Source organism: Bradyrhizobium sp. LA2.1 (genome assembly GCF_040547725.1).
Classification (GTDB): domain Bacteria; phylum Pseudomonadota; class Alphaproteobacteria; order Rhizobiales; family Xanthobacteraceae; genus Bradyrhizobium; species Bradyrhizobium barranii.
The window spans coordinates 91,207-107,966 of record NZ_JBEPQI010000015.1 but is presented as its reverse complement, the minus strand read 5'-3'; the positions used below and the strand labels follow the sequence as shown (position 1 = coordinate 107,966).

Annotated in this window: 13 protein-coding genes; 2 read left to right on the top strand and 11 right to left on the bottom strand. The window is 64.5% G+C overall.

What is annotated here, in order from left to right:
- Nucleotides 1–54: 54 nt before the first annotated feature.
- The 3 genes from ABIB95_RS27420 to ABIB95_RS27410 all read right to left on the bottom strand — a co-directional run bounded on the left by ABIB95_RS27420 (nt 55) and on the right by ABIB95_RS27410 (nt 2,450).
- Nucleotides 55–891: a hypothetical protein gene (locus tag ABIB95_RS27420; protein WP_354243837.1), complete on the bottom strand. Its 837-nt coding sequence runs from the start codon at nt 889–891 to the stop codon at nt 55–57.
- 90 nt (nt 892–981) lie between these two features.
- Nucleotides 982–1,446 (bottom strand): GNAT family N-acetyltransferase, encoded by a 465-nt coding sequence (locus ABIB95_RS27415; RefSeq protein WP_354243834.1) that lies wholly within the window; start codon nt 1,444–1,446, stop codon nt 982–984.
- A gap of 77 nt (nt 1,447–1,523) precedes the next feature.
- The gene (locus tag ABIB95_RS27410) at nt 1,524–2,450 is read right to left on the bottom strand and encodes a hydrogen peroxide-inducible genes activator (protein ID WP_028150571.1); all 927 of its coding nucleotides are present in this window, start codon (nt 2,448–2,450) and stop codon (nt 1,524–1,526) included.
- A 114-nt stretch (nt 2,451–2,564) separates the two neighbouring features.
- Here ABIB95_RS27410 and katG point away from each other — a divergent pair, with 114 nt between their 5' ends.
- Nucleotides 2,565–4,730 (top strand): catalase/peroxidase HPI, encoded by a 2,166-nt coding sequence (gene katG, locus ABIB95_RS27405; protein WP_354243831.1) that lies wholly within the window; start codon nt 2,565–2,567, stop codon nt 4,728–4,730.
- Between the two features lie 76 nt (nt 4,731–4,806).
- Here the strand turns inward: katG and pnp are convergent, their stop codons facing one another.
- From pnp to rimP, 8 genes are all read right to left on the bottom strand, one after another.
- A complete protein-coding gene (gene pnp / locus ABIB95_RS27400) occupies nt 4,807–6,963 on the bottom strand; it encodes a polyribonucleotide nucleotidyltransferase (RefSeq protein ID WP_354243828.1) in 2,157 nt (718 codons plus the stop codon).
- A gap of 375 nt (nt 6,964–7,338) precedes the next feature.
- A complete protein-coding gene (rpsO, locus tag ABIB95_RS27395) occupies nt 7,339–7,608 on the bottom strand; it encodes a 30S ribosomal protein S15 (RefSeq protein WP_008131787.1) in 270 nt (89 codons plus the stop codon).
- Between the two features lie 2 nt (nt 7,609–7,610).
- Nucleotides 7,611–8,729, bottom strand: a complete 1,119-nt coding sequence (truB, locus tag ABIB95_RS27390; protein WP_354243825.1) for a tRNA pseudouridine(55) synthase TruB — start codon at nt 8,727–8,729, stop codon at nt 7,611–7,613.
- Complete coding sequence (gene rbfA, locus ABIB95_RS27385) at nt 8,726–9,157, bottom strand: 30S ribosome-binding factor RbfA (protein ID WP_354243823.1); 432 nt, start codon at nt 9,155–9,157, stop codon at nt 8,726–8,728. The genes truB and rbfA overlap by 4 nt, the downstream gene beginning before the upstream one ends.
- Nucleotides 9,158–9,313: 156 nt before the next feature.
- Nucleotides 9,314–12,022 carry a translation initiation factor IF-2 gene (infB, locus tag ABIB95_RS27380; RefSeq protein ID WP_063980139.1) on the bottom strand — a complete coding sequence of 903 codons (2,709 nt, stop codon included), beginning with the start codon at nt 12,020–12,022 and terminating at the stop codon, nt 9,314–9,316.
- A gap of 72 nt (nt 12,023–12,094) precedes the next feature.
- Complete coding sequence (locus ABIB95_RS27375; RefSeq protein WP_071908928.1) at nt 12,095–12,778, bottom strand: RNA-binding protein; 684 nt, start codon at nt 12,776–12,778, stop codon at nt 12,095–12,097.
- A 23-nt stretch (nt 12,779–12,801) separates the two neighbouring features.
- Entirely contained in the window at nt 12,802–14,412 is a 1,611-nt protein-coding gene (nusA, locus tag ABIB95_RS27370; RefSeq protein WP_085405048.1) for a transcription termination factor NusA, read from the bottom strand.
- A 2-nt stretch (nt 14,413–14,414) separates the two neighbouring features.
- The gene (rimP, locus tag ABIB95_RS27365) at nt 14,415–15,173 is read right to left on the bottom strand and encodes a ribosome maturation factor RimP (RefSeq protein WP_166064175.1); all 759 of its coding nucleotides are present in this window, start codon (nt 15,171–15,173) and stop codon (nt 14,415–14,417) included.
- Between the two features lie 383 nt (nt 15,174–15,556).
- Between rimP and ABIB95_RS27360 the strand changes: the two genes are divergently transcribed.
- Nucleotides 15,557–16,639 carry a DUF2336 domain-containing protein gene (locus ABIB95_RS27360; RefSeq protein ID WP_071908931.1) on the top strand — a complete coding sequence of 361 codons (1,083 nt, stop codon included), beginning with the start codon at nt 15,557–15,559 and terminating at the stop codon, nt 16,637–16,639.
- The last annotated feature ends 121 nt before the right edge of the window (nt 16,640–16,760 follow it).

Below are 16,760 nucleotides of genomic sequence, written 5' to 3'. Positions count from 1 at the left end.
CCTGCATCGCCTTGATCATCGCTTTCTTGCGAGCTTGGCTTCCTTTCAGCATCGTCACTGCGCGAAATACGGCGGCAAGATCTTGTCCAGCCGTTTGGTCAGAAAGTCGCGGGTGGTGTCGCGCAGGGCGGTGTTGTTGGCGGCGTCCGCGGCCGTCTCCGGAAACATGGACTTGTCCACCTTCTGCAAAAGCTCGTTCGAAACGAAGTTGTCGGCCATATGCTTCATGACACCTTCGAACGTTACGGCGGGGCCCTTCATGATTTCGAAGGTGCGGCCGTCGACCCGCGTCACGCCGATATAGGAGAAGACATATGCATAGGAGATGAGACCGACACCCCGGCTGAAGATGCCGACGCCGCTGAGCGACTGATTGGTCCCGTCAAGCTGTCCTTCGCTGCGCATGACGACGAGATAGCGCTCGCAACCGGCATTGCCCGCGACCTGCCGGATCAGGTTCGACAGCTCTTCGCGCTGATTGCGGAACAGGCCGGATTTGGGGTGGTAGTAGGAATCGAGCGCGCCCTTGGCGTAAGTGATCCGTCGCACCGGCGTGTTGCCTGCTGCGGCCCGCGCCCGCGCAAAGACGAGGTCGTCAAGGCCCCAGGATACCGGGACTTCGGCATAGTCGTTGCCGAACACGGTCAGACCGATCCTCTGAACGACAAAGATGTCCCCGGTCCCCGCAATCACGCCGACGCCGCAAGGACCGGCAGTCGCCGCCTCCGCAGGCTTCGGCGCCGCCTTCGGCTTCGTCGTCGCTTTCTTGGCTGTCGGCTTTGCCGATGGTGCGGTCTGAGCGGCGGGAGCGGTGGTTGCGGGAGGGGTTTGCGCTGCTGCCGAAGTCAGGAAGGACAGCAGGATGAGCACCGGGGCAGCAAGTCGAAACATGGATTCCAAGGATCAGAGCCGGGAGGTCATCGGACGCGCCACACTAGGGTGGGATCGCGACAACCGCAAGCTGCACCCGGAGGTCGCCGTCTATTCGGTGGGCCGCTGCCGCTTCCACCGATAATACTTCATCACGAACCCATTCGACGGCTCGATCTCTTCCTTCTCGAACACAAAGCCTTCGCGCTCGTACCAGCGCCAGGCTTTTTCGTTCTCGCGCACGCAGCGCAGGTACATCTCGTCGGGCATTTGCGTGCGGGTGAAGGCGAGCAATTGCCGTCCGAGCGATTGCCCCTGGTAGGCGGGCCCGACGAAAAGCATGTCGAGATAGAGTTTTGGCAGATACAGCGCCAGCATGGCGGCGATCGTGCCGTTGTCGTCGGCGACGAACAGGCTCCAGCCGTTCTCGATCTCACGCCGGATGCGCGCACGCAGATTTGCCAGCAGGAACTCACTCGCCTCGGCGAGGCCGGTCGAGACCCAGCTTTCCATCCAGACGCGGCCGATCTCGTCATATTCGTCGGTGCGCGCGGGACGGATGACGGGATCAGACATTGGTGCTCTCGGTTCGATCTGCCCGCCTCGCGCGGAGGCTCGCTTGAATGATCCCGGCTATTCAGGAAAATTCCCGCCTACCCACGCTGGCCGCGCGTGGCTTGCCGCGGGCGCGCCTTGCCGGCCGACAGGCACACCACTTCGGAGATCTGCAGCAGCTGGCGCGCCAGCGGGCTGGTCTTGCGCCAGACCATGCCGATGGTGCGCGAGGGCTCGGGATCACGGAAGCGCGACAGCGAGACCGAGGCCGATCGCGTCTCCACCGACACCGCCATTTCCGGGATCAAGGTGACGCCGATTCCGGCGCTGACCATCTGGACCAGCGTCGACAGCGAATTCGCATCCAGCATCTCGCGCGGCGGCGCCGATTGCATGTTGCAGAACGACAGCGCCTGATCGCGGAAGCAGTGCCCCTCTTCGAGCAGCAGCAGCCGCATCTCGCGCATCATCTCGCGCGATGGCACCGGCGTGCCTTCGTCGGAGCCCGGCCGCACCAGCAGGAATTTTTCGTCGAACAGCGCGACTTCGGTGAGCGAAGGCTCGGACACCGGCAGTGCAACGATGGCCGTGTCGAGCCGGCCCTCCACCAGTTCCTGGATCAGCCGCGGCGTCATCGTCTCGCGCACGCGGATGTCGAGCTCCGGATGCATGCGCGTCAGATTCTTGGTGATCTTCGGCAGCAGATAGGGCGCGATCGTCGGGATCATGCCGATCCGCAGCCGGCCCGCAAACCGGTCCTGCGAGGCGCGCGCGAAATCGCCGAGCTCATCGACCGAGCGCAGGATGTCGCGGACGCGCGGTGCGAGCTCCTCGCCGAACCGGGTCAGCGCCACCTGCCGGGCGCTGCGCTCCAGCAGCAGGCCGCCGAGCGCCTCCTCCAGTTCCTTGATCTGCATCGACAGGGCCGGCTGGGAGATCGAGCTTGCCTCCGCCGCGCGGCCGAAATGGCCGTGACGCGCCAGCGCGTCGAAATATCTGAGCTGGCGCATCGTCACGTTGGCCATCAGAAAATCCTATCGCAGCGATCATTAAAGTCAACTTCCCCTGATCGAATGCGAAGCCTAGAGTAATTCTACCTGGTCAAAGGCGCGAGTTCGACGCCACCAGAGGAGGTATTCATGGATGACACTTCGAAGTGCCCGTTTTCGGGCGGAAAACCCACGCGCGTGAACCGCGACTGGTGGCCGACCCAGCTCAGCATCGAGATGCTGCACAAGAATTCCACCCTGTCCGACCCGATGGGCAAGGAATTCGACTATGCCAAGGAGTTCAAGTCGCTCGACCTGAATGCCGTCATCAAGGACCTGACGGCTCTGATGACGGACTCGCAGGAATGGTGGCCCGCCGATTTCGGCCACTATGGCGGCCTCATGATCCGTATGGCCTGGCACAGCGCCGGCACCTATCGCACCACGGACGGCCGCGGTGGCGCCGGTGCCGGTCAGCAGCGTTTCGCACCGCTCAACAGCTGGCCCGACAACGCCAATCTCGACAAGGCGCGCCGTCTGCTCTGGCCGATCAAGCAGAAATACGGCCGCAAGATCTCCTGGGCCGATCTGATGGTGCTCGCCGGCAACGTCGCGCTGGAATCGATGGGCTTCAAGACCTTCGGTTTCGCCGGCGGCCGCGCCGACGTGTGGGAGCCGGAAGAGCTCTATTGGGGTCCTGAAGGCACGTGGCTGGGCGACGAGCGCTACAGCGGCGAACGCCAGCTCGCCGAGCCGCTCGGCGCGGTGCAGATGGGCCTGATCTACGTCAATCCGGAAGGCCCGAACGGCAAGCCTGACCCGGTCGCCGCGGCCAAGGACATCCGCGAGACGTTCGCCCGCATGGCGATGAACGACGAGGAAACCGTCGCGCTGATCGCCGGCGGCCACACCTTCGGCAAGACCCACGGCGCGGGCGATCCGTCGCTGGTCGGTCCGGAGCCGGAAGCGGGTGCACTCGAGGATCAGGGCCTCGGCTGGAAGAGCAAGTACGCTTCCGGCCTGGCGGGCGATTCCATCACCAGCGGTATCGAGGTGACATGGACGACGACGCCGACGAAGTGGAGCAACAACTTCTTCGAGAACCTGTTCAAGTACGAATGGGAGCTGACGAAGAGCCCGGGCGGTGCGAATCAGTGGACGGCAAAGAGTGCCGACGCGATCATTCCTGATGCCTTCGACAAGTCGAAGAAGCACCGGCCGACGATGCTGACGACCGACCTCTCGCTGCGCCTCGATCCAGCCTACGAGAAGATCTCGCGTCGCTTCCTGGAGAATCCGGATCAGTTCGCGGACGCCTTTGCCCGCGCCTGGTTCAAGCTCACCCACCGCGACATGGGTCCGATCCAGCGCTATCTCGGCCCTCTGGTGCCGAAGGAGACGCTGATCTGGCAGGATCCGATTCCGAAGGTCGACCACGAGCTGGTCGGCGACCAGGACATCGCGGCGCTGAAGACCAAGATCCTGGCTTCGGGTCTCTCGGTCTCCGAGCTGGTCTCGACCGCCTGGGCGTCGGCCTCGACGTTCCGCGGCTCGGACAAGCGCGGCGGCGCCAACGGCGCGCGTATCCGTCTGGCCCCGCAGAAGGATTGGGAGGTGAACCAGCCGGCTCAGCTCTCGAAGGTTCTCGGCAAGCTCGAAGCGATCCAGAAGGACTTCAACGCGTCATCCGGCGCGAAGAAGGTTTCGCTCGCGGACCTCATCGTCCTCGGCGGTTCTGCCGCGGTCGAGAAGGCCGCGAAGGATGCCGGCGTTGACGTGAAGGTTGGCTTCACGCCGGGCCGCATGGATGCCTCGCAGGAGCAGACCGACGCGGACTCCTTCGCCCCGCTGGAGCCGCGGGCCGATGGTTTCCGCAACTACGTCGGCAAGAAGCATCAGTTCCTGCATCAGGAGGAAGCCCTCGTCGATCGCGCGCAGCTGCTGAAGCTGAGCGGACCCGAGCTGACCGTGCTGGTCGGTGGCCTGCGTGTGCTCGGCGCCAATGCGAACGGTTCGAAGCACGGCGTCCTCACCGCGAAGGTGGGCACGCTGAGCAACGACTTCTTCGCCAACCTGCTCGACATGAGCGCGCAGTGGACGCCGGCGGCTGACGGTACCTACGAGGCCCGCGACCGCAAGACCAACGCGGTGAAGTGGACCGGCACGCGCGCCGACCTGATCTTCGGTGCGCACTCGCAGCTCCGCGCCTTCGCCGAGGTCTATGCCTCGTCGGACGCTAAGCAGCAGTTCGTGCAGGACTTTGTGAAGGCCTGGACCAAGGTGATGAACCTCGACCGGTACGACCTCGCGGCCTGATCCTGAGCTTCACGTAAGCGACAAACAAAAAGGGCGGCCGAGAGGCCGCCCTTCGTGTTTCTGATATGCGGAGCGATTACTCGCCGGCTGCTTCGCGCTGGGCCTTCTCGCCGTCGCCGCCCTTGCCCTCGAGGTCTTCGCCGGTGGTCTGGTCGACCACCTTCATCGACAGCCGGGTCTTGCCGCGGTCGTCGAAGCCGAGCAGCTTGACCTTGACCTTGTCGCCTTCCTTGACGACGTCGGAGGTCTTCTGCACGCGCGCCGAAGCGAGCTGGCTGATGTGGACGAGACCGTCCTTGGAGCCGAAGAAGTTCACGAAGGCGCCGAACTCCATCACCTTGACGACGGTGCCGTCATAGATCTGGCCGACTTCCGGATCGGACGCGATCGACTTGATCCACTTGATCGCGGCCTTCATCGCCTCGCCATCGGAGGAGGCGACCTTCACGGTGCCGTCGTCCTCGATGTTGACCTTGGCGCCGGTCTTCTCGACGATCTCGCGGATCACCTTGCCGCCGGTGCCGATCACTTCGCGGATCTTGTCGGTGGCGATCTTGAAGGTCTCGATGCGCGGCGCGTACTCGCCGAGCTCGGCGCGGGCGTTGGTGAGCGCCTTGGCCATTTCACCGAGGATGTGGATACGGCCATCCTTGGCCTGACCGAGCGCCACCTTCATGATCTCTTCGGTGATGCCCTCGATCTTGATGTCCATCTGGAGCGAGGTGATGCCTTGCTCGGTACCGGCGACCTTGAAGTCCATGTCGCCGAGATGGTCCTCGTCACCGAGGATGTCCGAGAGAACCGCGAAGCGCTTGTCTTCGAGGATCAGGCCCATCGCGATGCCCGCGGTCGGCCGCTTCAACGGCACGCCGGCATCCATCAGCGCCAGCGAAGCGCCGCAGACCGAAGCCATCGAGGACGAGCCGTTCGACTCGGTGATCTCCGACACCACGCGCGTGGTGTAGGGGAACTCGTGATGCGGCGGCAGCACCGGGTGGATCGCGCGCCAGGCGAGCTTGCCGTGGCCGATCTCGCGACGCTTGGTGCCGCCGAGGCGGCCGGTCTCACCGACCGAGTAGGGAGGGAAGTTGTAGTGCAGCAGGAACGTCTCTTTGTACGTTCCGGACAGCGCGTCGATGTACTGCTCGTCCTCGCCGGTGCCGAGCGTGGTCACGACCAGCGCCTGGGTCTCGCCGCGGGTGAACAGCGCCGAGCCGTGGGCACGGGGCAGCACGCCGACTTCGGCGATGATGTTGCGCACGGTCTTGGAATCGCGGCCGTCGATGCGCTTGCCGGTGTCGAGGATGTTCCAGCGAACGATCTTCGCTTCCAGCTCCTTGAACACGCCGCCGATGCGCAGCTTGTCGTATTTCGGCTCCTGGCCTTCGGGGAAGTAGTGAGCGATCACCTTTTCCTTGACCTTGCCGACCGCGGCGTAGCGATCCTGCTTGATCGGAATGGCATAGGCGGCGCGCAGCTCCTGCTCGACGAGGCCGAGCATTTCCTTCTCGAGCGCCGAATTGTCGATGACGGTGACTTCGCGCGGCTCCTTGGCAGCCTTCTCGGCCAGCTCGATGATCGCGTTGATCACCGGCTGGAAGTGGCGGTGACCGAACATCACGGCGCCGAGCATCACCTCTTCGTTGAGCTCCTTGGCTTCCGATTCCACCATCAGCACGGCGTCGGCCGTGCCGGCGACGACGAGGTCGAGCTGGGTGTCGACCATCTCGTCGAGCGTCGGGTTGAGAATGAACTCGTCATTGGCGAAGCCGACGCGCGCTGCGCCGATCGGGCCCTTGAAGGGCGCGCCGGACAGGGTCAGCGCGGCCGACGAGGCCACCAGCGCCACGATGTCAGGATCGTTCTCCATGTCGTGCGACAGCACGGTGACGATCACCTGGGTCTCGTTGCGCCAGCCGTCGACGAACAGCGGACGGATCGGACGGTCGATCAGGCGGGAGACCAGCGTCTCCTTCTCGGTCGGACGACCCTCGCGCTTGAAATAGCCGCCGGGAATGCGGCCGGCTGCGTAGGTCTTCTCCTGGTAGTCGACCGTCAGCGGCAGGAAGTCGACGCCTTCGCGCGGCGCCTTCGCCGCGACGACGGTGGCGAGCACCACGGTCTCGCCATAGGTGGCGACGACGGCACCGTCGGCCTGACGCGCGATCTTGCCGGTTTCAAGCTTGAGAGGGCGTCCACCCCAGTCGATCTCGACTGAATGCTTATTGAACATAGATGTCTTCTTTCATGGGTTCTCGAAAGAAGGACGGCCCGAAAAACAAAAACCATGCGCAAGATTGCGGGACGTTGATCGAAGCGGGCGATCAGCGTCCTGCGATCCTGCCATGGTTTTCGGATTTCGGATGGCGTCCATCCTTTCGGGTCATACGGGCGCCTTGCCCGTTGTGCCCAGCCGCCGGATTGCTGCTGGACTGTCAGTCGGCACGAACGCGAACACCGGATTGCGGTCCTCGCCCATCGTGCCCGGGTGCTAGCCGTCAACGGCTCGCACCCGACGCGCACGCAGCCTCGATCAAAAACCTTTAAACAAACGCTTTCGCTCGAAACCGCGCACGAAAACGCGCGCCAGTGGCGCGCGCAGGAACACTTAACGACGAATGTTGTGCTTCTCGAGCAGCGCCTTGTAACGCGCCTCGTCCCTCTTCTTGAGGTAGTCGAGCAGCGAGCGGCGGGTCGAAACCAGCTTCAAGAGGCCGCGACGCGAATGGTTGTCCTTCACGTGGGTCTTGAAATGGTTGGTGAGGTTGTTGATGCGTTCCGACAGGATCGCGACCTGAACCTCCGGCGAGCCGGTGTCGCCGGCCTTGTTGGCATTCGTCTTGATGACTTCCGCTTTGCGTTCTGCGGCAATCGACATCGTCAATTTCTCTCGTTGCGACCGGTGCTGGCAGTCAGACCGGTCAGGTTGAACACACGCTTGGGGATGATTTCGCCGTTGCCGACTTCAGCAAGCGCCAATAGACGGCCTGCCACCGTGACATAGACTGTGCCGCTACTAGTGGGCGCATCCCGTCCGCGCAATAAAACGGCCTGGCCCCGATGGAGCCTTGCCGCATCAGCCCGAGTGACGGCCAGTGCCGGGATGTCGTCCAGCGCGGTCTCAACGGGCATAAGCGCGTCGGCGAGGCTGCCCTCGCCGGACGCGGCTCTATCGCATAAAGCCTCCAACTGATCCAGCGGAATCATGTCGTTCTCGTCAAATGGGCCGACCAGGGTCCGCCGCAGCGCGCAGATATGGCCGTAAGTGCCGAGAATCCGGCCCATATCGCGGGCCAGCGCCCGGACATAGGTGCCCTTGCCGCACTCGGCCTCGAACACCGTCCGGTCGTTATCCGGTTGATCCACAAGGGTTAAATGGTGAATCTCGACCGGACGGGGGGCCAGTTCCACGACCTCGCCGTCGCGGGCCAGGTCATAGGCGCGCTCGCCCTGGACCTTGATCGCGGAATAGCGCGGCGGGATCTGCTCGATCACCCCGGTGAAGCGGGGCAGCAGGGCCTGGATGGCCTCCCGGGTCGGGCGCTGGTCGGAGGTCGCGGTGACCCGGCCCTCGATATCATCGGTGTCGCGCTCCTCGCCCCAGCACACGGTGAACTGGTAGCGCTTGCGGCCGTCCATCACGAAGGGAACCGTCTTGGTGGCCTCGCCGAGCGCAATCGGCAGGCCGCCGGAGGCGAGCGGGTCGAGCGTGCCGGCGTGTCCCGCGCGCTTGGCGTTGAACAGGCGCTTGAGCACGGCGACGGCTTGCGTCGAGGTCATGCCGATCGGCTTGTCGAGCACGACCCAGCCATGGACGTCGCGGCGGTCGCGGCGCGGCTGGTTGCCCTTCTGCTTGTTGGCGCGGGGATCGTTGTTGACGCGGCGCGGCTCCTGATGCGGCTGCGAATCGCCGCCGAGATCCGCAAAATTATTTTTCTGCACGTCGCGCTGATCGGTCTCTTCGCCGCCGATCGTGCCGTGAGCCGGGTCCATCGTCATCGCTCTTCTTCCCGATCCGAATCCGGATCCTGTTCCAGGTCCTTCTGCACCGCAGGTGTTCGCAAAAGCTTCTCGATCCGTTCCGCTTCGTCGAATCGTTCGTCGACGCGGAAACGAAGGTCAGGTGCAAATTTCAGGTTAACGCGCCGCGCGACTTCGCCGCGCAGGAATTTCTTGTTGCGCTCGAAAGCAGCGATGATGACCTCGGTGTCGCGGCCACCGAGCGGCATCACGTAAACCGTTGCGAGCTTCAGGTCGGGCGACATCCGCACCTCCGGCACGGTGATGATGTGACCTTCGAGGTCCGCATCATGCACATTGCCTTGCGCCAGAATCTCGGCCATCGCGTGGCGAACCTGCTCGCCGACACGCAACTGGCGTTGCGAGCCGCCCGGCGCGGAACTTTTCTTCTGATGGTGGCGGGGCATGGTTGAAAATCACCTCGTCGTGCCCGCGTTTGGGACACGAGCATTGTCATTTGTCCTGTTGAAACGAATGCGGCGCGGATGGCCGGAATAAATCCGGCCATCGCACTCCCGCAATTTCAGCTCAAAAAGATCCGGGCGCTTCGGTAAGATTTGGACTTACAGGGAGCGCTGGATCGTCTCCACGCGATAACACTCGATCACGTCACCGGCACGCATGTCGTGGTAGTTCTCGAAGGCCATGCCGCATTCCTGACCGGACTGCACTTCCTTCACTTCGTCCTTGAAGCGCTTCAGCGTCGACAGCTTGCCTTCGTGCACGACGACGTTGTCGCGGATCAGGCGCACATTGGCGCCGCGTTCCACGGTGCCGTCGGTGACGCGGCAGCCGGCGACCTTGCCGACCTTGGAGATGTTGAAGATCTCCAGGATCGCGGCATTGCCCAGCATGGTTTCGCGCAAGGTCGGCGCGAGCAGGCCGCTCATCGCCTTCTTCACGTCGTCCACGAGGTCGTAGATGATGTTGTAGTAGCGGATCTCGATGCCGTTGCGCTTGGCGGCCGCAGCCGCCTCCTTGTTGGCACGAACCGAGAAGCCGATGATCGCGGCGTTGAAGCCTTCCGCGAGCGTCACGTCCGATTCCGAGATGCCGCCGACGCCGGCATGCAGGATGCGGGCTGCGACTTCGTCGGTGCCGAGCTTCTCCAGCGAGCCGAGGATCGCTTCGAGCGAGCCCTGCACGTCGGCCTTGATGATCAGCGGGAATTCCTTGCGGCCCGCCGTCTTCAATTGCGACATCATCTGCTCGAGCGAGCCGCGCATGCCGGAGATCGAGGCAGCCGCGTTCTCGCGCTTCTGGTGCGCGCGATAGCTGGTGACCTGGCGGGCGCGGGCTTCGTTCTCGACCACCGCGAGACGATCGCCGGCCTCCGGCGGACCGTTGAAGCCGAGCACCTCGACCGGAACCGAAGGACCGGCCTCATGCACCGTCTCGCCCTGATCCGAGATCAGCGCGCGGACGCGGCCCATCTCGGCGCCGGCGACAATGATGTCACCGACACGAAGCGTGCCGCGCTGGACCAGCACGGTCGCGACCGGGCCACGGCCGCGATCGAGCTTGGCTTCGATCACGGTGCCTTCGGCCGGACGCTCCGAATTGGTCTTCAGGTCGAGGATGTCGGCCTGGAGTGCGATCATCTCGAGCAGCTTGTCGAGATTGGTCTTGTTCTTGGCTGACACTTCGACGTCGACGACTTCGCCGCCGAAGGATTCGACCTGCACCTCGTGCTGGAGCAGCTCGGTGCGCACGCGCTCGGGCTTCGCATCGGGCTTGTCGATCTTGTTGATGGCAACGATGATCGGCACCCGCGCCGCCTTGGCGTGGTTGATGGCTTCGATCGTCTGCGGCATGACGCCGTCATCGGCAGCAACCACCAGCACGACGATGTCGGTCACCTTGGCGCCGCGGGCGCGCATCGCGGTGAACGCGGCGTGGCCGGGCGTGTCGATGAAGGTGATCTTCTTGCCGCTTTCGGGCGACAGCACCTGATAGGCGCCGATATGCTGGGTGATGCCGCCGGCTTCGCCGGAGACGACGTTGGCATGGCGGAGCGCGTCGAGCAGCGAGGTCTTGCCGTGGTCGACGTGACCCATCACGGTCACGACGGGCGAACGCGTCTCGGTGTCGGTGGAATCGTCGGTGGCGTCGAACAGGCCTTCTTCAACGTCGGACGCGGCAACGCGCTTGACGGTGTGACCAAGCTCTTCGGCGATCAGTTGCGCAGTGTCGGCGTCGATCACGTCGGTGATCTTGTGAATCGCGCCCTGCTTCATCAGCATGCGGATGATTTCCACCGCGCGCTCGGCCATGCGGTTGGCGAGCTCCTGGATGGTGATCGCTTCCGGAATGACCACCTCGCGGATGAGCTTTTCCTTCGGCTCGTTCGCGGCATGGCCCTTCAGGCGCTGCGTGCGGCGGCGGAACGAGGCGATCGAGCGCTCGCGCACGTCGTCGGCATTGAATGCGGTCACGACCGTCAGGCGACCGCGCTCCTTCTGCGGGCCGGGTTTGTGGGTGGGCTTGGGGGCTACCACGGGACGCGCGGCGCCGCCGGGACCGCGACGGATCTGGCGCGGACCATCGTCCTCGTCCGGTCCGGCTGCGACCGCGGGAGCGCGACCCAACGGGCCGCCTCCCGGCCTCGCGGTGGTCGTTCCAGGGCGCGCGGTGGTTGTTCCCGGGCGTGCCGTGGTCGTGGTGGTGCCGGGGCGTGCTGCGGGCGCGCCAGGACGTGGCGTGGGAGCGGCCGGGGCGGCAGTTGCAGGGCGCGCGGCTGACGCCGGCTGTTCGCCTTCGCCAAAACGCTTCTTGGCCTCGGTTTCGGCCTTGCGCTTGGCTTCCTCTTCGTGGCGGTGGCGCTCATCCTCGGCCTTGCGGCGGGCCTCGGCGGCTTCGCGCTCGACGCGTTCGGCGGCTTCGCGGACAGCGCGGCGCTGGGCTTCGTCTTCGGCTTGGCGGCGCTCTTCGACTTCGCGCACCTTGGCGTCGGCCAGCGCGCTGGCGCGGGCGGAACGTTCGTCCTCGGTCAGCGTGCGCAGCACCACGCCGGAGCCGGCGTTGCGCGGCGGAGCCGGGCGTGCCGGAGCGGGAGCAGGCGCGGCCGGTGCCGGCTTTGCAACAACCGCGGGAGCTTGCGGTTCGGGGCTGCCGTCGACGCGGCGCTTGCCGCGCTTCTCGACCACGACCTGCTTGCTGCGGCCATGGCTGAAGCTCTGACGCACAGTGCCCGTTTCGACGCGCGGCTTGAGCGATAGCGTCTTGCTCGGAACGCTCAGCTTCTTGTCGTCAGGGGTCTTGGTATCAACCATTCAGCAGTCCTAATCCTGATCTTTGTTAACGTTGTGCGTTGCCGCACCGTCCTATCGGGTCGTCGTTGTCTCTCAGAAATCCTGGCCGGGCTTTTCGGCAGTCTTGTCATCGTCCGCCATCCGGTATCGGACCAGCATCTGGCTACGTGACAGGAATGACTTGCTCGCCGGGCCCGCGAGCAGGGCAGCATGTATCACATTTGACCGGGTAAGTGCCAAATCCAATTCTATCGATTTCAACGCAGTGACGACGGGAATCTGCGGCTTGGCGCCGCGATTCCCGCCATTTTGACGTGCCAGCATGTCCAATTTGCGGATTCCGTCCGCGGCCCCGTCGCTGGCATGGATCAGGACCTCGGCCGTGCCTTCCCGCAGGGCGCTTTCGACCTTGCCGAAGCCGGCCACAATCTGGCCCGCCTTGGCGGCAATCCCAAGGGCTTCCGTCACGCTCCGAACCAGGAGCGCCTCGATGTCGGCGGGAAGCGTCTGGGGAGTGCGCAGCTCGCGCTTGAAGGCTTTGCTAAATTGGTGACGCCGTACGGCTTCCGCAACCACCTCGCGCGAGGCGGTGACCCACATGCCGCGTCCGGGCAGCTTGCGCTTGAGATCGGGAACTATGTCGCCTTGCGGCGAAATGACGAAGCGGATCAGCTCGTCGATCGGCCGGACCTCGCGACTGACCGCGCACATCCGCATGGTCGCGGACCTTTCGGTCCGCGGTCCATGGTCGAGATCGTGGTCAGTATCTGCGAGCATCCGGGCGACATTCTCCTTCGTCCTTAAGCCGGCTGATCTTCGGTCGCCTCGGCCTCTTCGGCGGGCTTGGCGAGATCGGCTTCGGTGATCCAGCCGGCCTTGACGCGGGCCTGCATGATCATGGCTTCAGCATCGTCACGGGAGATCTCGATACCGTCGAGCGCACCCGGATATTTGGTCTGCTCGCCGCCTTCCTTGCGCTCGGTCCAGCCGACCAGATCGTCAGTGGCGCAGCCGGCGAGGTCCTCGACGGTCTTGATGTCGTTCTCGCCGAATTTCACCAGCATCTTGGAGGTGACGCCCGGCACGTCCTTGACGGCGTCCTCGACACCGAGCTCCTTGCGCTTGGCCTCGATCTCGGCCTCCTGCTGCTCGAGATATTCGCGGGCACGGTTCTGGAGCTCTTGCGCGGTCTCCTCGTCGAAGCCTTCGATGCCGGCGAGTTCCTTGAGGTCCACCATCGCGAGTTCCTCGACCGAGGTGAAGCCTTCGGACGCCAGCAATTGGCCGACAACCTCGTCGACGTTGAGCGATTCCATGAAGACGCGGGTGGAGTTCTCGAAGTCGGCCTGGCGGCGCTCCGATTCCTCCTGCTCGGTCAGGATGTCGATGTCCCAGCCGGTGAGCTGCGAGGCCAGACGCACGTTCTGGCCGCGGCGGCCGATCGCCAGCGAGAGCTGGTTGTTGGTGTCGGGCACGACGACCTCGATGCGCTCGCGGTCTTCGTCGATGACGACCTTGGAGACTTCCGCCGGCGCCAGCGCGTTGACCACGAAGGTCGCGATGTCGGGCGACCACGGAATGATGTCGATCTTCTCGCCCTGCAGCTCGTTCACCACCGCCTGCACGCGCGAGCCGCGCATACCGACGCAGGCGCCGACCGGATCGACCGAGGAATCGCGGGAAATCACGCCGATTTTCGCGCGCGAGCCGGGATCGCGGGCCACCGCCTTGATCTCGACGATGCCGTCATAGATCTCAGGCACTTCCTGCGCGAACAGCTTCGCCATGAACTGCGGATGGGTGCGGGAGAGGAAGATCTGCGGGCCGCGGGTCTCGCGGCGGACGTCGAAGATGTAGGCGCGGACGCGGTCGCCGTTGCGGAACACTTCGCGCGGCAGCATTTCGTCGCGGCGGATGATGGCTTCACCGCGGCCGAGGTCGACGATCACGCTGCCATATTCGACGCGCTTGACGACGCCGTTGACGATGTCGCCGATGCGGTCCTTGAATTCCTGATATTGGCGGTCGCGCTCGGCCTCGCGCACCTTCTGCACGATCACCTGCTTGGCCGATTGCGCGGCGATGCGGCCATATTCCAGCGGCGGCAGCGTATCGGCGATGGTGTCACCGACTTGGGCGCCGGGATTGGCGCGCTGCGCATCCACCAGCGAGATCTGGTTGGAATGATTTTCGACCTTCTCGACCACCAGCATGTGGCGCGACAGCCGCAGCTCGCCCTTCTTCGGGTCGATCTCGGCATGAACGTCAGTCTCGCTGCCGTAACGTGCCCGCGCCGCCTTGGCGATGGCGTCTTCCATCGCCGCGATGACGATGCCGCGGTCGATCGATTTCTCGCGCGCGACGGCATCGGCGATCTGGAGCAATTCAAGTCGATTGGCGCTGACTGCCATGGCTAGTCTCCTTCGTCAGGCTCGATCTCGCCCCGCCGCGCGCGTTCGGCGGCCAGGCGGTGCTTCTTCGTATTGGTCGGTGCCGGCTTCTTTTTTTGCGGCTTGGTGTTCTTGGTGATCTTCGCACTGATTTCCGCGTGCGGTGCAGCCGGCGGCTCGATGCCGAGATCGCGACGCATCTGGCGCTCCTCGGCCTTGCCGCGGCGCATGGATTCCGCGATCAGCTCGTCGGTCAGCACCAAGCGTGCCTCACCGATGTCTTCCATCGTCAGGAGAACGTCGGGATTATCGCTCGCCTTGGCGTCGTCGCGACGCAGGTGCACGCGGTCGCCTTCGACGGCACCAAGCATGCCACGGAACCGCTTCCGCCCCTCATGGGCGACCGCCATGTCGATCTTCACCAGATAGCCGGAATAGCGCTCGAAATCCGAGCGGCGCACCAGCGGACGGTCGATCCCCGGCGAGGAGATTTCCAGCCGATAAGCGCGGTCGATGGGGTCCGCGACGTCGAGCACGGGCGACAGCGCCCGCGAGATCGCTTCGCAATCCTCGAGCTGCATCGAGCCGTCCGGCCGCTCGGCCATGATCTGCACGGTGCAGCCGGCCTCGCCGGAGATGCGGATCCGCACCAGGCGGTAGCCCATGCCCTCGAGCACTGGACCTGCGACCGCAGACACACGTGCCGCCACGCCCGGCTCGACCACGAGCCTCGGCTCGGCCAGCAACTCGGCATCCGTGGAACCAGTGTTCGGTTCGGTCATATCAGGGGTCAAGGCGCTCGATGGTTAAGGCTTGGTTAAGGACTTGAACAGGTTGGATTTGCAGAGCCTGTTTCGGAACTCTTTATCCCGGCAGCTCGCCGGGCCGCATATCTTCCACCAAGCCGCGCTCAGGTAATAAAAAAGAGCGGGTCCTTTCGGGCCCACTCTCACTACGCGGATCGTATGAGAAGATGAATTGGCGCTGATATAGCCCTTTCCGTCCTCCCGGACAAGGCCCATCGCGGGAAAGACGAGGCTTTTTGCGCCCGGCCTGTGGCCCCCCGCGCAACGCTTCCTTCATCTAGCAGGCCTAAATTCCCTGATTGTGGGGCGACTTGGACCAAGGGCGCACCCGCGGCGTGCCCTGTACGAGTTGCGTTTTCATGACCGCTGCCACGTCGCTCATTCCCGGACTGGACGAGATCGTCAAACGCGGCGACCCCCGGCGTCGCGGTGAGATCGCGCGCGCCATCGCCCAATTGTTCTTCCAGGACGCCGAGAAGCTCCGTCCCGATCTCGTCGATCTGTTCGACAATCTGCTGATCGATCTCGTTCCGCATGCCGAGCTTGCCTCGCGCGTCGACCTCGCCGAGCGCTTCTCGCGCCTGAACAATGCGCCGCCGCATCTGGTGAGCCAGCTCGCGCGCGAAAACGAGATCATGGTGGCGGGCCCCGTGCTGCGCCGCTCGCCGGTGCTCGACGACGCCGCTCTCGTCGAGATCGCGCGGCTGAAGGGCCAGGGCCATCTGCTGGCGATGACCGAGCGCCCCGCACTGTCGGCGGTCATCACCGACGTACTGGTCGAGCGCGGCGATCGCGACGTGGTGCGTCGCGCCGCGGGCAATGCCGGTGCGGTGTTCTCGCAAGGCAGCTATTCCGAGCTGATCAAACGTGCGTCGCAGGACGGCGTGCTGACGCTCAAGATCGGCCAGCGCAACGATCTCTCGGGCGAGCACCTGAAACAGCTGCTCGACGGCACGCTCGACGTCATCCGCCGCCGCCTCTCGAGCGTGGTCAATCCCGTGCGTCAGGTCGAGATCAAGCGCGCCATGGCGGCGATCGAGGAGGCCGCGCTGCCGCCGGGGCCGCGCCGCGATTTCTCGGATGCACAGCGCACGGTGCTGACCTTGCATCGCGAGGGTCATCTCGGCGAGAGCGCGCTGCTCGGCTTCGCCAAGGCGCTCAAATATGAGGAATCGATCGCCTCGCTCGCGGCGATGTCCGGTGTCCGCCTCTCGATCCTCGATCGTCTGGTCGCGGGCGACCGCTACGATCCGATTCTGATTCTGGGGCGCGTGCTCAATCTCGGCTGGCCCACGGTGCGCGCGCTGATCCTGATGTGGTACGGCCCGCATCGCACGCCGGCCGATGCCGATCTCGAGCAGGCGCGCGTGAACTTCACGCGCCTGATGCCGTCAACGGCCGAGCGCGTCGTGAAATTCTGGCGCAACCGCCAGACGATCTAATCAAAGTACGGATCTTCGTCGTCATGGCCGGGCTTGTCCCGGCCATCCACGTTCTTGCTGCCCACAGAAGGAAAGTACGTGGATGCCCGGGACAAGCCCGGGCATGACGATTATCGATGGA